At 66.9% G+C, this 14279-nt stretch carries 18 protein-coding genes; 5 read left to right on the plus strand and 13 right to left on the minus strand.

What is annotated here, in order from left to right; translation table 11 throughout:
- Window positions 1-115 precede the first annotated feature (115 nt).
- From QUV35_RS15785 to QUV35_RS15815, 7 genes are all read right to left on the minus strand, one after another.
- Window positions 116-712: an AraC family transcriptional regulator gene (locus tag QUV35_RS15785; protein ID WP_300876170.1), complete on the minus strand. Its 597-nt coding sequence runs from the start codon at window positions 710-712 to the stop codon at window positions 116-118.
- Between the two features lie 80 nt (window positions 713-792).
- Window positions 793-1839 carry a D-erythronate dehydrogenase gene (gene denD / locus QUV35_RS15790; RefSeq protein ID WP_300876172.1) on the minus strand — a complete coding sequence of 349 codons (1047 nt, stop codon included), beginning with the start codon at window positions 1837-1839 and terminating at the stop codon, window positions 793-795.
- A complete protein-coding gene (otnI, locus tag QUV35_RS15795; protein WP_300876174.1) occupies window positions 1836-2633 on the minus strand; it encodes a 2-oxo-tetronate isomerase in 798 nt (265 codons plus the stop codon). The genes denD and otnI overlap by 4 nt, the downstream gene beginning before the upstream one ends.
- A gap of 19 nt (window positions 2634-2652) precedes the next feature.
- Window positions 2653-3330: an aldolase gene (locus QUV35_RS15800; RefSeq protein ID WP_300876177.1), complete on the minus strand. Its 678-nt coding sequence runs from the start codon at window positions 3328-3330 to the stop codon at window positions 2653-2655.
- Window positions 3327-4604: a 3-oxo-tetronate kinase gene (otnK, locus tag QUV35_RS15805; RefSeq protein WP_300876180.1), complete on the minus strand. Its 1278-nt coding sequence runs from the start codon at window positions 4602-4604 to the stop codon at window positions 3327-3329. Before otnK ends, QUV35_RS15800 begins: the two co-directional genes overlap by 4 nt.
- Window positions 4601-5533: an L-threonate dehydrogenase gene (ltnD, locus tag QUV35_RS15810; RefSeq protein ID WP_300876182.1), complete on the minus strand. Its 933-nt coding sequence runs from the start codon at window positions 5531-5533 to the stop codon at window positions 4601-4603. Before ltnD ends, otnK begins: the two co-directional genes overlap by 4 nt.
- Window positions 5530-6291: a FadR/GntR family transcriptional regulator gene (locus QUV35_RS15815; protein WP_300876184.1), complete on the minus strand. Its 762-nt coding sequence runs from the start codon at window positions 6289-6291 to the stop codon at window positions 5530-5532. Before QUV35_RS15815 ends, ltnD begins: the two co-directional genes overlap by 4 nt.
- A 257-nt stretch (window positions 6292-6548) precedes the next feature.
- Between QUV35_RS15815 and QUV35_RS15820 the strand changes: the two genes are divergently transcribed.
- A complete protein-coding gene (locus tag QUV35_RS15820; RefSeq protein WP_300876187.1) occupies window positions 6549-7058 on the plus strand; it encodes a DUF1993 family protein in 510 nt (169 codons plus the stop codon).
- Between the two features lie 399 nt (window positions 7059-7457).
- Here QUV35_RS15820 and QUV35_RS15825 read toward each other — a convergent pair whose 3' ends face one another.
- On the minus strand, window positions 7458-7883 hold the full coding sequence (locus tag QUV35_RS15825; RefSeq protein ID WP_300876190.1) for a c-type cytochrome: 426 nt from the start codon (window positions 7881-7883) through the stop codon (window positions 7458-7460).
- A 246-nt stretch (window positions 7884-8129) separates the two neighbouring features.
- Between QUV35_RS15825 and QUV35_RS15830 the strand changes: the two genes are divergently transcribed.
- Window positions 8130-8951 (plus strand): universal stress protein, encoded by an 822-nt coding sequence (locus QUV35_RS15830; RefSeq protein WP_300876193.1) that lies wholly within the window; start codon window positions 8130-8132, stop codon window positions 8949-8951.
- 103 nt (window positions 8952-9054) lie between these two features.
- Entirely contained in the window at window positions 9055-10056 is a 1002-nt protein-coding gene (locus QUV35_RS15835) for a hypothetical protein (RefSeq protein WP_300876195.1), read from the plus strand.
- A 180-nt stretch (window positions 10057-10236) separates the two neighbouring features.
- Here QUV35_RS15835 and QUV35_RS15840 read toward each other — a convergent pair whose 3' ends face one another.
- The 5 genes from QUV35_RS15840 to QUV35_RS15860 form a co-directional block, all read right to left on the minus strand.
- Window positions 10237-10716, minus strand: a complete 480-nt coding sequence (locus QUV35_RS15840) for an Hsp20/alpha crystallin family protein (RefSeq protein ID WP_300876198.1) — start codon at window positions 10714-10716, stop codon at window positions 10237-10239.
- Window positions 10717-10720: 4 nt separating this feature from the next.
- Complete coding sequence (locus tag QUV35_RS15845; RefSeq protein ID WP_300876201.1) at window positions 10721-11149, minus strand: Hsp20/alpha crystallin family protein; 429 nt, start codon at window positions 11147-11149, stop codon at window positions 10721-10723.
- A 161-nt stretch (window positions 11150-11310) separates the two neighbouring features.
- Window positions 11311-11964, minus strand: a complete 654-nt coding sequence (locus tag QUV35_RS15850; protein WP_300876204.1) for a BON domain-containing protein — start codon at window positions 11962-11964, stop codon at window positions 11311-11313.
- A gap of 317 nt (window positions 11965-12281) precedes the next feature.
- A complete protein-coding gene (locus QUV35_RS15855) occupies window positions 12282-12518 on the minus strand; it encodes a hypothetical protein (protein ID WP_300876206.1) in 237 nt (78 codons plus the stop codon).
- Window positions 12519-12548: 30 nt separating this feature from the next.
- Window positions 12549-12812 (minus strand): hypothetical protein, encoded by a 264-nt coding sequence (locus QUV35_RS15860; protein ID WP_300876209.1) that lies wholly within the window; start codon window positions 12810-12812, stop codon window positions 12549-12551.
- A gap of 238 nt (window positions 12813-13050) precedes the next feature.
- Between QUV35_RS15860 and QUV35_RS15865 the strand changes: the two genes are divergently transcribed.
- Together QUV35_RS15865 and QUV35_RS15870 are read left to right on the plus strand one after the other, a co-directional pair.
- Window positions 13051-13704: a BON domain-containing protein gene (locus QUV35_RS15865; protein ID WP_300876212.1), complete on the plus strand. Its 654-nt coding sequence runs from the start codon at window positions 13051-13053 to the stop codon at window positions 13702-13704.
- Between the two features lie 107 nt (window positions 13705-13811).
- Complete coding sequence (locus QUV35_RS15870; RefSeq protein WP_300876215.1) at window positions 13812-14270, plus strand: pyridoxamine 5'-phosphate oxidase family protein; 459 nt, start codon at window positions 13812-13814, stop codon at window positions 14268-14270.
- The last annotated feature ends 9 nt before the right edge of the window (window positions 14271-14279 follow it).

Consider the following 14279-nt stretch of genomic DNA (forward strand, 5'->3'; position numbering starts at 1 on the left):
AAATTCATGCGCTCAGCAGGCTTCGCTGCGCCGGTTTTGAACACCATCCCTAGACCGCCTCAACTGCCGAGACAATGCAGGAATACTCAGCGATAGGTTTAGTTTTTCTATATTGTCAACTATCAAGGAACGCCGATTTCCCCCCCGAGGTCGCCGAGTGCGCCGCGGCCAGCCGCAAGGCCTCCGGCGTGGTGCCTGTCCAGTCGTGAAAAGCTCTGAAAAACGAGTTCGAATTTTCGATTCCGAGCAGAAACGAGATCTCGCTGTTTGAAAGTTTGGTTTGCGACAGGTAGTGGCGCGCCAATTCTTCGCGCGTCTGGTTGACCAGCGACTGGAACGTCAACCCTTCGTTGCCAAGCCGGCGCTGCAGGGTGCGCTTGCTCATTGCCAGCCTACCGACCATGGCGTTCATTGAAGCTTGGCCGCCGGGTAGCGACTCCAGCAGCAAGGCCCGCACCCGCTCGCTTACAGTGGCGGTTTCTTCCAGCTCGGCCAAGCGGCGGCGCAGGTCGCACGCGAAGACCTGCCAAATCGAGTCGTTGGCGGTCAGGAAGGGCAGCGCGGCGTTGGCGGCAGAGAACGTGATGCTGGGCGATTTTCCCTTCACCACTGACGCGCCGAAGAACTGCTCATAGGCGGGCAATGGATCTGGAAGGCCCGGCATGATCACCCGGGTCGCATGAACGATCTCACGGGTGCCCAGCTGAGCCAAGCGTACGAGGAATGAACCGCCCCGTATTTGAACTGACCCCCAGAAGTTGGACGAACTTCAAGGGGTTTCATGAAGAAGTATTAAACAGAATTCAAGCTGGAAGTCGTCAGGCCCAGCCGCTTGCGGGCCTGGGGGTGGCTCACCGCGTCGGGCTGATCGTGCGCGTACTGCCGCAGCACGTCGGTGAAGCTGGCGTCGGCGCTGAGCCCCAGGCGCGGGGCGCGGGCACTCTCGAAGTGCGAGGGCCAGGCCGAAACAATGCCGGCCACCGTGGCGTCGGGCTTGTGCGTGATCAGGGTCATCACCTCGGGTCCCGCCAGAGACTCGAACGCGGCCAGCATCTCGCGCACGCTCACGGTGAGCGCCGGCAGGTTGAGCGCCGTGCGGCCGCCGAAGGCCTCGCGGCTGGCTTCGGCCACGGCCACGATCCCGGCGACGGTGTTCGCAGGCGACGACAGCGCCACGCGTGTCTCCAGGTCCACCGGGCACGCGCTGGGTAGACCGGCCAGTGGTTCGCGAAAAAGGCCGGAGAGAAAGCCCGAGGCTGCGCCGTTGGGGCGTCCCGGACGCACCGAGACAGTCATGAGGCGTGCGGCGCGGCCATCGATGAAGCCCTTGCGGGTGTAGTCGGCCACCAGCTGCTCACACACGAACTTGTGGATGCCATAGCTCGACTGCGGCGTGGGCAAGGTGTCGTCGCGCACCACGGCCGGCAGGGGCACGTCGGCGTCGCCGCCAAACACCGCGACCGAGCTCGAGAAAAAGAACAAGGTCGGTGGATGACCCGCCAGCGTTTGCGCGCGGCAGGCGTCGAGCAGGCTGCGCGTGGTGTCAAGGTTGGCGTGCAGACCCAGGTCAAAGTTGGCTTCGCATTCGCCAGACACGGCGGACGCAAGGTGGAACACCGCGTCCCAACGCTGCGTCATGAGTGCAGGAATCTGCGCCAGCAAGTCACCCGTGGTGTGTCGCACCCGCGGGTCGGCCAGCAGGGTGGCGTCGCGCGGGGCCACCAGGTCGGCCAGCATCAGTTGTTCGATGGGCCGATGGCGCAGCGTGCCTTGCTTCAGCAGGGTGCGGGCAAGTCGGTCGCCGAGGAAGCCGGCACCGCCGGTGATGAGGATGTTCATGGTTGTGTTTTCCGGGCTGCCTTGTAGCTGCGCAGCCAGTCGAGGCCTTCGCTGGTGCCCGCCTTGGGGCGGTATTCGCAGCCCACGAACCCGCTGTAGCCGAGGGTGTCCAGCAGGTCGAGCAGGTGGGAAAAGTTCACTTCGCCCAGGTCGGGCTCGTGGCGGTCGGGCACACCCGCGATCTGGATGTGGCCCACGCCGGCAAAGTGCTTCTGCAAGCGCTTGCTGAGGTCCCCTTCCATGATCTGGCAGTGGTAGAAGTCCATCTGTACCTTGAGGTTGGGCGCGCCCACCTCGGCCAGCACGTCGTGGGCTTGCTGTTGCAGGTTCAGGAAATAGCCCGGCATGTCGCGGCTGTTGATCGGTTCGATCAGCAGGTTCACGCCCAGCGGTGCCAGGCGTGCGCCGGCCTGGCGCAGGTTGTTCACATACGCGTTCCGGCACGCAGAGGCTTCGCTGCCGGCCGGCACCAGGCCCGCCATCGCATGCACCCGCCGGCAACGGGTGGCTTCGATGTAGGGCAGGGCCTGCTCCAGTGCAGCAGCAAACTCGGCCTCTCGACCGGGGTGGCAGGCCATGCCGCGCTCACCGGCGGCCCAGTCCCCGGGTGGCAAGTTGAACAGGGCTTGTGTGAGGCCGTTGTCCTTCAGGCACGAGGCGATGTCGTGCGGTGAGTGGTCGTATGGAAAGAGGTACTCCACTGCATCGAAGCCATCGCGTGCAGCGGCGGCAAAGCGATCAAGGAACGGTACCTCGGTGTACATCATCGAAAGATTGGCGGCAAATCGGGGCATGTTGGAGGCGGTGGGTCGGTTACCAGGGTGCATCGAAGCGCGTGCGCAGGTCCTCTATCTGCGAGTCCTGCAGGGGTGCAGCGCGGCCATCGGTCAGGAGCCACACGCGTGCGGTTTCTTCCAGCTCTTCGAGCAGAGCCATGGCGCTAGCCAGGCTGTCGTGCCACACGGTGGGGCCGAGGCGTTCCAGCATCACCGCGCGCAAGGGGTGCCGGGCGCTGGCAATGAGGGCAGCCACGTCGTCGGCCACGCCCGCATCGCCCGGCGCCCGGTAGGGCACCAACGGCACATGGCCCACCTTCATCACCTGGTAAGGCGTGAGCGGCGGCAGGATGTCGTCGCTGCGCCAGACACCTTGCAGTGTGAGCGCGACGAGGTGGGTGGAATGCGTGTGCAGCACGCAACGGGCAGAGGGTGCGCCGGCATAGATGCGACGGTGCAGGGCGAGCGTCTTGCTGGCTCGGGCGCCGCCCAGTGCGCTCCCGTCTTCGCCCACCCAGGCCAGTTGTGCAGGGTCAAGAAACCCGAGGCAGGCGTCGGTGGGGGTGATGAGAAAACCGCCGCCCTGTTCCAGCGAGAGTCGCACGCTGATGTTGCCAGCGGTGGAGTGCACCAGACCCCGCTGGAACAGACTCGCACCCACCCGCACGATCTCGGCCCGCACGGCGTTCTGGGCGGCGTTTGCGTGCAGGCTCACAGCGCCACTACCGCTCGCTCGAGCGCTTGCGCGAAGAAATCCGCGCCGCCGAAGTTGCCCGACTTGAGGGCCAGCTGCACGGCCTCTCCACTGCCAGCCAGGGTGGACTGTGTCCAGGGAACACCCGGGCAGATGGCCGCGCCGATGCGCAGTTGCTGCACACCCAGGGCCTGCACCACCGCACCCGACGTTTCTCCACCGGCCACCACCAATCGGCGCACGCCGGCTTGCACCAGGCCCTGTGCGATGTGGGCCAGCGCGTGTTCCACCTGCTCGCCGGCGGCCTGCACGCCGATCGCCTGCTGCACGGCGCGCACGCTCATGGGCGTGGCGGTTGCGTAGACAAGAACGGGGCCTTGGGCCAGTGCCTGCGTCGCCTGAGCCAGCACCGTGTCAGCGGTTTGCTGGCCGGAGTGCAGCGCCAGCGGATCGACCTGCAGAGCCATGCGGCCGGCGGCCAGCCACTGCGCGACCTGCGCATTGGTGGCTTCGGAACAAGAGCCCGACACCACAGCGGCGGGGCCTTGCAGCGTGTCCAGATCGCAAGCGTTTGCGTTCGGGGTGAACCAACCTCGCCGGGCATAGGCGGACGGCAGGCCCAGGGCCACGCCCGATCCGGCGGTGAGCAGGGGCAACTCGGCGCAAGCTTCTGCCAGCGTCATCAGATGCTCGTTGCTCAAAGCGTCGGCCACGGCGATCTTCAAGCCTTCAGCGCGCAGTTGCGCCATGCGGGCCTGCGTGATGGTCGCGCCGCCATCGATCGTGTCGTGGCGCAGCAGGCCCACCGGGTGGCTTGTCTGCGCTTGCAGCACACGCACCAGGTTCGAATCGGTCATGGGCGTGAGCGGGTGGTGGCGCATGCCCGAATCGCTCAACAGCACATCGCCCACGAACAGGTGGCCGCGGAACACCGTACGGCCGTTCTCTGGAAATGCGGGGCAGGCGATCGTGAAGTCGGTGCCAAGCGCAGCCATGAGCGCATCGGTCACCGGGCCGATGTTTCCCTGCGCCGTGGAGTCGAAGGTGGAGCAGTACTTGAAGTAGATCTGCCGCGCACCCGCTGCTCGCAAGGAGGCCAGCGCCCTCAGGCTTTGCGCCACGGCGTCGCCCGGGGCTGAGGTGCGCGTCTTGAGCGCGATCACCACCGCATCGGCCTGCGGCAGGCCGCTTTCGGGCACGCCCAGCACCTGCACCGTGTGCATGCCCGCGCGCACCAGCATGCTGGCCACGTCGGTGGCGCCGGTGAAGTCGTCTGCAATGACGCCGAGGATCATGCTGGGGCCTGTGCTGCTGGTGTGGCGGAGGGCAGCTCGATGCCGGCCAGTTGTGCATAAAACTTCACCACCGCCGAGTCGTCTTCAGCGCCCAGCCCCATGGCGGCGGTGGCCAGGTACAGCTGGTGCGCCGCGGCGGCCAGGGGCAAGGGAAACTTGAGCTGGCGTGCAGCGTCGAGCACGATGCCGAGATCCTTGATGAAGATGTTCACCGCCGACAAAGGCGTGTAGTCGCCATCCAGGATGTGGGGAACGCGGTTCTCGAACATCCAGCTCATGCCGGCAGAATTGCAGATCACCTCGTAGAGCTGGCGCGGCTCGGCGCCGGCGCGCATGCCCAGGGCCATCGCCTCGCATGCGGTGGCAATGTGAACACCGGCCAGGTGCTGGTTGACCATTTTCACGGTGGATCCGATGCCAGCCCGGTCGCCCAGGTGGTAGACCTTGCCGGCAAAGGCTTCGAGCACACGGCCGGCTGCGGCGAAGGCCTCGGGTTGGCCCGAAGCCATCACCGTCATCTGCCCCGCCGCGGCCTTCTTCGCTCCGCCGGACACCGGGCCGTCGATCAGCCACAGGCCACTGGTGGCCAGTCGCTGCTCCCACACAGGGGGCAGGGCAGGGTCGACGGTGGCCGAGCACACCACCACGCTGCCGCGCTTCAAGCTGGATGCCAGACCCTCTGCGCCGAACAACACGTCCTCCGTTTGCTGGGCGTTGACCACCAGCACCAGCACCACATCGCAGTGGCGGGCCAGTTCGGCCACGCCGGCAGTCGCGCGACCACCCGCCTGCTCGAAGGCAGCGCGGGCTTCGGCCCGTGGATCGCAGCCCCAGGTGGTCACGCCCTGACGCAAGGCCGAGAGCGCAGCACCCATGCCCATGGAGCCCAGGCCGACGACGCCGAGTGTGTGAGGGGAATCGTTGTTCATGTGGAGGATCCGGGTGAGGTGGGGGAAAGCAGCGCCCCCAGGGCGCGGCGGATGGGGGGCGCAACATGGTGCAGGCGGTGGGCCGCGTTGTTCATGTGGCACATGGCTGCCTCGCGTGCGGCCGCGGCGTCTGCGCTCATCACGGCAGCAGCGATGGCGCGGTGTTCCTCGCGCACCTCCACCATGTAGCCGTTGTCGAGCGCTTCATTGGTGCGCGTCACGCTCATGGCCTCGCGTTGGTACTGCTCCAGGAAGCCCAGCAGACGCTCGTAGTGCGGGTTGTCGGTGGCGCGCGCGATGCTGCGGTGAAACGCGAGGTCGGCCTCCACCCCTTGTGCGCCCTGGGGCGGACAGGCCTCCAGCTGGGCCAGCGCCTGGGAAATGGTCCGCGCCTTTTCCGGGGTCATGCGCTGCGCGGCGAGTGCGGCCACGTCGGCTTCGAGCCCGCGGCGGACCTCCACCACCTGAAGCACGCTTTCCATCGAGGTGACCACCATGGGGTCGAAGGCCAGCGCGCGGGCCTGGTGGCGGGGCGCCACGAAGACGCCGGAGCCCTGACGCGAGGTGAGCAGGCCGATGGACTTGAGCCGGCTTACAGCCTCGCGCACCACCGTGCGCGACACCCCGAACAGCTCCGACAGGCGCTGTTCGGTGGGCAGGCGTTCGTCGGGCGCCAGCTCGCCCGATTCGATGCGCTGCAAGAGCAAGCCGGCGAGTTTGTCGGTGAGACGTTCGGGCGCTTGAAGGACGTCGCTCATGGTGGGGCGTTGATCCGGATGTGTCTGGTTATAAGGTCATCATACAAATCTCGAGGCCGCACTTCCCTCGTGGTTTTCCCTGCGTCGGCAAGGCGAATCGGGGCCGAACGCCTGCCGTTGGCCTTTCTGCACACGGGGTACAGTGCGGTGCAGTCACCCAAGCCATCTGAATGCCGTAAAGACGACGTCCGCCTGAACCATCCAGGCGCCGTGCGGTTTGCGCGTTCGGCCCCAACCCCACACCGACCCGGATCCAAATGACCAGTCCCATGTATAGCCACTCTGTTCCGGTCTTGAAGCAAATGCTGACCGCATTGCAGAGCATCCTTGCGCAGACCGCCGAGCATGCGTCAGCGAAAGCCATCGAACCCGACGCCTTCCTGCAGGCGCGCCTGTTCCCGGACATGTTTCCACTGATCAAGCAGGTACAAATTGCGGCTGACTTCTCGCGCGGCATTGCCGCCCGGCTCGCAGGTGTGGACATTCCAAGCATCGAAGGCAGCCAGACGACCTTTGCGGATCTTGATGCACTGCTGACGGAGACATTGGCTTTTCTGGACAGCCTGAACCCGGCGCAGTTTGAAGGCAAGGAGGGCAGCGAGATCGTCCTCCGTCCAGGGACGCCCAAGGAAAAGAAGCTGAGCGGCCAAGCCTATCTGGCCAACTATGGATTGCCTCAGTTCTTCTTTCACGTTGGCACCGCCTACGCGATCCTGCGCCACAACGGCATGCCCATCGGCAAACGCGACTACATGGGCGCGTACTGAGACCGTGAACATTGGCCTCGGCCGTGCCTTGTCGTCGGCTGTCGGCGGCCTTTGGTGAGACATGGTCCTTCGCCGGGGCGGATCTCCACCTGACCTGCCCCGGGTGTCGTGGATGCCGGTTGGTTTCGCCAGGCAGCGGTCGGGGTCAGTGGCCGAAGTCCCGCCGCAAGAAGGTTGACCCGAGCCAGGCCCGCCATCGGATCCTTGCCGTGGTCTGAAAGCCGCGCGTCGAACCACCGGTGCCCGGACAGGGTCTGCCGGGCTCGAACCCGTTCCGTCAAAAAACCAGACAGGCCCATCGGGCCTGTCTGGTTCGCGGTGCGGCTGAAGGCGAGGGTCAAGGCCCGCCGGTGGCGGCAGGGCTGCCGTCCGGTGCCCGGCACCAGGGCCTCGGCGCCTTCAAGGCGCTTGAATGCGGCTGATGTATTCGAGCAGGACCAGGATGCGCGCGCGCACCAGACCGGCCGAATCGTAGTGTCCTCGCGCCTCACGCATCTGCTGGGCATTGTCGAGCTGGTACTCGCGGCCCCACACCGGCATGTCGCGCGACCCATGGCTGGCGATGCCTGCGCCCTCGATCACGGCGTACAGGCGGTTGACCGGCAGCACGCCCTGATTCTTCTTCGCCAGCTGCGTCAGGTCGGGCGGGCTCTTGCGCAGCAATTCGCCCAGCGGTCCGTTGCCCTTGCCGTCGATGCCATGGCAACTGGCGCAGTTCTCTGAAAACTCCAGCTTGCCGGGATCGTAGACAGCAGGCTGGGCCATCGCGGCGCCACCGCCGCATGCAATGAGAAGGGCCAGAAGGCCGCTCTGGAAGGTGTTCATGGTGTGACTCCAATGGTGGTTTGGCGAGATGTTCGGTCTGCCCGGTCCGGGACCGCGCAACCGAAAGGTGATGCTAGGCAGCACGCCAGCCACACCGATTGAGGCTGCTCAATCGCCTTCTTGTTTGAACCGTTGCGCCCTGGCACGCCCCAGGCCGTTGGGTGCCGCATTGATCCCGCGCAACGCGGGACGTCGGGAGCGGGCGTAAGTTGTGTCGAGTGCGTTTTCACTTGCAAGGGAATGACCATGCAGACCCCCGGATCCATCCTGCTGCACCTCGACAGTTCTGCCCGCACGCCCGAGCGCATCAAGCTCGCGCGCCAGCTGGCCAGCGACTTCGGCGCCGAGGTGTTTGGTCAACCCTGCGTGCTGACCGCGCTGGTGCGCTACCCGTTTGCCATGGAGGGCGCTGCCGCTGCCGTCGCGATCCTGAAGGAGATGGACCAGGACTGTCGCGAGAAGATGCACACCACCTTCGTCGAGCTCGCTGGCAGCGATGGTCGACTGCATTGGTTGGAGCCGCTGGCCGACGGCCCCTGGGGCTTCGCGCGGCAGGCGCTGTATGCCGACCTGGTGATCCTGGGTCAGCACGATCCGGACGACCCTGCAGGCGGCGAATTGCCCGCAGATTTTGTGTCCAGCCTGTTGCTGGAGAGCGGGCGGCCGGCCCTGGTCCTGCCGCGCACCGGCGTGATCGGTCCCGTGGGTCGAACCGTGCTGGTGGCGTGGAAGGAAACCCGGGAAGCGGCGCGAGCCCTGTCGGCCGCGCTGCCCTGGCTGCAACGCTCGGACAGCGTGCATGCGGTGTGCTTCGGAGAGGACGTGCAAGCGCCCTTGAATTCGCTGCGAGCCTGTTTGAAGGTGCATGGTGTGGGCCTCACCATGCACGCAGGCGGTCCTGAAGACGCAGAGGTGGGCAACCGCCTGTTGTCGATGGCGACGGACGTCGGGGCGGACCTGCTCGTGATGGGCTGTTATGGCCATGGGCGCGCGCGCGAGTGGGTGCTCGGGGGCGCCACGCGCACGGTCCTGACAACGATGACGCTCCCCGTCCTGATGGCGCACTGAACGCCGTTGCACGGGCGCTTGCGCCTGCATTGAGCACGCTCAAGCGACTGGCCTGGTGGCTCCGTAGAGTGAGCTCCTTGCTGTCACGCTGCGGGAGAGTTTCATGCCCACTCATCAGCACGGCACCCAGGTTGAGGCTGCGGCCCGTTTCGACGTGTGCAACGGCGACGCCGACGGCCTGTGCGCGGTGCGGCAGTGGCGCCTTCACGACCCGTCGGCTGCGCGACTGATCACCGGGCTCAAGCGCGACATCGCCCTGCTGCAGCAGGTGCCCTGCGTGGCGGCCAGCGAAGTGCTGGTGTGCGACCTGTCGGTGCAGCGCAACCGCCCTGCGCTGGACCGGCTGCTCGACGCCGGCGCGCGGGTGCGCTGGTTCGATCACCACTGGAGTGCCGAGGTGCCGGTGCACGACCGGCTCGACGCCCACCTCGATTTCAGCCACGAGGTGTGCACCAGCCTGCTGGTGGACCGGTACCTGGGGGGGCGCTTCCGCGCCTGGGCCCTGGTGGGCGCCTACGGCGACGAGCTCACCGCCGTGGCCGACCGCCTGGGCGTGGCCTCGGGGCTCGGCCCGCTGCAGCGTGCGCTGCTGCGCCGCCTGGGCCTGGCCATCAACTACAACGCCTACGGCGAAGACGTCGCGGACGTGTGCATCACCCCGGCCGCGTTGTACGAGCGACTGGCGCGCCACACCTCGCCGTGGACCCTGCTGCGCGACGAGCCGGTGATCCACGACATCGAGGCCTGCCGGCGGCGCGACTTCCGCCTGGCGATGGGGATCCAGCCCCACTGGCAGAGTGCGCAGGCCCGTGTGGTGGTGCTGCCTTCGGCCGCCTGGAGCCGCCGCGTCTCGGGCTTCCTGGCCAATGCACTGGCGGCGGTGCACCCTGAACAGGCCCAGGCCGTGCTCACCGAGCGACCCGACGGCCACTACCGGGTCAGCGTGCGTGCGCCGCGCGCATCGCCCCTGGGCGCTCACCGCTTGTGCCAGGCCTTTGGTGGCAGCGGTCGGGCCGCTGCTGCCGGCATCGACGCGCTGCCGCCCGACGCGCTGGGCCCGTTCGTGAACGCCCTCTCACAGGCGCGCTGGGACGCCACAGGCTGATTGCAACCGTTCGAGGTGGTTCAGCAGATCCCGGATGCGCCGACGCGCTGCAACCTCTGCCGGCGGCGGGTGGCCCCAGGCCCGCCTTTCGCGCGAACCATGTGGCCCGATGTGGGTGGCGCAGCGGACGTCTCCCGCAGGATCCCGGCGCGTTCGCGCCGGTCTCCGGGTCCCACCCACTCAGGCGCCGTGCACGGGGATGCGCCGGCCGCGGTCGCGGTCCACACGCGGCATGTCGATGCGCAACACGCCGTTGCGGTAGCGGGCCTGGGTGCCTTGCGCGTCGACCGCGTGCGGCAGGCGCACATCGCGCCGGAAGCTGCCGTAGGCGCACTGCAGCAGGCGGTATCCACCGTCGCCACTCTCTTGCTCGATGTGCTTTTCGCCCGACACACTGAGCAGCTCACCGTCGATGTCGATTTGCAGGTCTTCGCGGTTCATGCCGGGCAGCTCCATGCGCACGATGATGCGGTCGTCCTCCACCCGCAGGTCGGCCGACACCAGCCCCCAGGTTGCGCCGGCCTCGCGGTCCGGCGCAGCGTCGTGGCGGAAACGCGTGAGCGCCCCGCCAGCGCGCCGACGCAGGTCACGCCAACCTTCTGCCAGCGAAGCCCAGGCGTGTTGCACGCCCTGCCGCCAGGGTGCTGTGAGCGTGTTCATGGCCTCACTGGACCGCAATGCGTTTGCTGGAGGTGTCGGCCTTCTTGGGCAGGGTCAACGCCAGGATGCCGTCCTGGTAGCTGGCCTGCACCTTGGCTTCATCCACCGGACAGGCCAGGGTGAAGCTGCGGCTGGCGTAGCCCTCCTGGCGTTCCTGGCGCAGCATGCGACCACCGTTGTCCTTTTCTTCCTTTTCCGTCTTCACCTCGGCGCTGATGGTGACCACGTTGCCGTCGACGCGCACATCGATGTCGTCCTTTTTCACGCCGGGAATCTCGGCCTTGACGGCGTAGCTGCCGTTCTGCTCGGAGAGATCGATCTTGATGCGCGGCGCGGCTTCCGGCATCTCGAAGCGCCATGGGCGCATGAGCGAACGGAAGGTGTCGTCGAAGGGGTCGAGGGCGAACGGGTCAATGGTGCGAAGTTCGTTCATCGTGATGCTCCTTGAGAACAGTGAATGAGGCCTGCCTGACAGGGCCTCGTGCACCCGGCGCAACGCGGGCGCGGGAGCCATGTTGCGCCGGTGACGCCCCTTCGCCATTGAGTCAACGCAATGCAGGGACACGCAACGATGGGGGCAGCATCAGACCCCTTTCAGGGGCTGATGCGAAGTTCGTTGTCGACCCGCGTGATGCCCGGCGCCGACCAGGCCGCGCCCTGGGCAGCCACCCGCTCGGCCAGCGAATGCACCGATCCCCGCAGCACCGCGGTGGAGCCGTTGACATGCACCTCGATGCCCTTGGCCTCGCGCTCGGCCTGGCGGGTGAGGGCGTCGCGGATGCGCTTGCCGATGTTGTCCGGCGTGGTGCGGGGTTTGAGCACGATGCCGTTGTTGACACCCACCACACCGACCAGCGGGCGCACCAGGTTGGCGGCGGCCGCGCGCTGGTATTCCCAGTCCACTTCACCGCTGAGCGTGACCCAGCCCTTCTCGACCTTCACCTGAATGCGCTCGGCCGGCACCGAGCTGTGCCAGGCGAACGCCGTCTCCACCGCATGGGCGATCTCGGAGTCGCTGCGCGCGCTGCCGGCGGTCAGCTTGACCTCGATCTCCACCGCCACGGCGCGCACGCCCGCCACGCGCTGCACCACTTTCTCCACCTCGTATTTCTCCACGAAGCTGTCCAGGTGGCCGGAGAGCGTCACCACACCGTCCTTGACCGCCACGCCCACCTCGGCCGCGTTGATCGAGGGATCCCATTCGAGTTCGGCTTCCACGTCCTTCTTGAGTTGTGCGTCGGTTTTCATGTTTGACCTTTCTGCTGGATCGTCAGAGGGGTTCCGGAAAAAAGATGGCCCGCCCTCCTTGCGGAGGGCGGGCCATGGTGAAGGTCCCCGGCGATGCCCTCTCGGGTGCAGCCGGTCTGAGCTTGCCTTCATCCCTCCATGGTGTGGGAAACACACCATGAAAACGCCCCCCTCAGGGGGAATCCTCACCTGGCCTTTGTGTTCCGGTTCTATCCGGACAAACAACGGCAATGCCAATGTGCGCGGGCCCCGTCGCGAGCCGATTGAGCAGGCTCAACCAAACCCCGGGTCGTGTGAAGCCCGATGCCCGGTCAGGGCTATGGTTTGCCGGCTTCGGGTGTTCCGGGTTCCAGGAAACCGGGCACACCCGGCTCGTCACGGGCACCGTGATCGCCGGTCTCCTCCGAGCTGGCCGGGTGCGGCAAGGCGCGTTCCATGTCGCTCGAACTGGTGCGCTGCGGTCGCAAAGTGGCTTCGGGTGCGCCGCTGCCCGGCGCACCGGAGCCGGGCACGGGGAGGTGCTGGCGCGACGGCTGTGGTTTGCGTCTGGGCATGAAGGTTTCCCGCGAGGGCAAGCGATGCGTTCAGAAGTTCGGCAGGGCCGCTTCGAACGGCAGGGCTTCCACCGCTTCGAGCTCGCTGCTCAGGCCGGCGCCGTCCTCCAGCTCGACCGATTTCGCCACGATGACGCCCGAGTTGACGATTGGCGGCGCGCCGAAGTCGCGCTCCAGGATGACGGTGCGCCCACGGGGCCCCAGCGTCACCCGAACGGCTTCGGCCAGGGCATCCACCCCACGGCGGACGCGGGCGCGGGCTTCGACGCGGAACAGCAGTTGTCGAGCGGTCATGGTCGTTGCGGCTCCTCGGCAATGTTGGTGAACCTGCACACACCCCGGCCGCGGGGCCGTGGAACGGCCCCGCGGCTGGCCCACCAGCGGACACAGCCTATCGCTCGCGTGTCCGGGCGTGTTGAGCACGCTCAACACCCAGGAAGCGCCGGAGGGCCACATCGGCCGCCGCATTGCGCAGACTCAATGCACCGGAAAACCGCGCCTCAACAATGGCTGGTCCGAGGAGATCCTTGTCATGAAAACCGATGCACAACTCAAGAAAGATGTCGAAGCCGAACTCGAGTGGGAGCCGGCGGTGGACGCCGCCCACATCGGCGTGGCGGTGAAGGACGGCGTGGTCACGCTCACCGGCCACCTGGAGACTTTTGCCGAAAAGTACGTGGCCGAGCGCGCCGTGCGGCGCGTGGCCGGCGTGCGCGCGATCGCCGAAGAGATCGACGTGAAGCTGGCCCGCGGCCATGTGCGCAGCGACACCGATATCGCACAGGCCATCGAAGGCGCGTTTTCGTGGCACACGCTGATACCGGCCGACCGCATCCAGCTGAAGGTCGAGCAGGGCTGGGTCACGCTCGGCGGCGAAGTCAACTGGGATTACCAGCGCCGCGTGGCCGAGCAAACCGTGCGGCCCATCACCGGCGTGCGCGGCGTCACCAACAGCATCACGCTCAAGACCACCTCCACGCCGTCGAACATCACCGAGCGCATCGAGCAGGCGCTGAGCCGCCAGGCCGAACGCGAGGCCCGGGCCATCGAGGTGACGGTCCGTGGCAGCACGGCCACGCTGCGCGGCCAGGTGCATTCCTGGGCCGAGCGCAATGCGGCGCAGGGCGCGGCGTTCTCGGCACCGGGCATCACCACGGTGTTCAACGAACTCAAGGTCAGTGGCTGACATGGGACAGTTCACACCCGACCTGTGCCTGCGCCCCACACAGCGCGGCGTGCTGGCCCGGACCGTGGGCTGGCCCGCCGACTGAACCCGCCGGGAGCAAGGCCGCCATGGACATCACGACCCGGGAAAAAATCCTGCTGTTGCTGGAGCAGCACCGGATCATGACGGTGGCGACACTGCGTCCGGACGGCTGGCCCCAGGCCACCACCGTGGGCTACGTGAACAAGGACCTCATCCTGTACTTCCTCTGCGGCCCGGACAGCCAGAAGGCCAGGAACCTGGCGCGGGACAATCGGCTTTCGCTCACCATCGACCACGACACACCGGAGCTGATGGCGATCACCGGGCTGTCCATGGCGGCGCGCGCCCGGGCGGTGCACGACCGGGCGGAAGCAGAAGAGGTCTTGCGCCTGATGCCACTGAAGTACCCGCAGGCCCAGGCACAGGCGCTTCCCCTGAAGATGCCGACGCCGGACGAGGTCCGCATCTTCCGTGTGACGCCTCTCGTCATCTCGGTGCTGGACTACAGCAAGGGATTCGGGCACACGGATCTGGTGGTCTGCTGAGGACGCCGC

Source organism: Hydrogenophaga sp., from assembly GCF_030373225.1.
In the GTDB taxonomy this organism is placed as follows: Bacteria; Pseudomonadota; Gammaproteobacteria; order Burkholderiales; family Burkholderiaceae_C; genus Hydrogenophaga.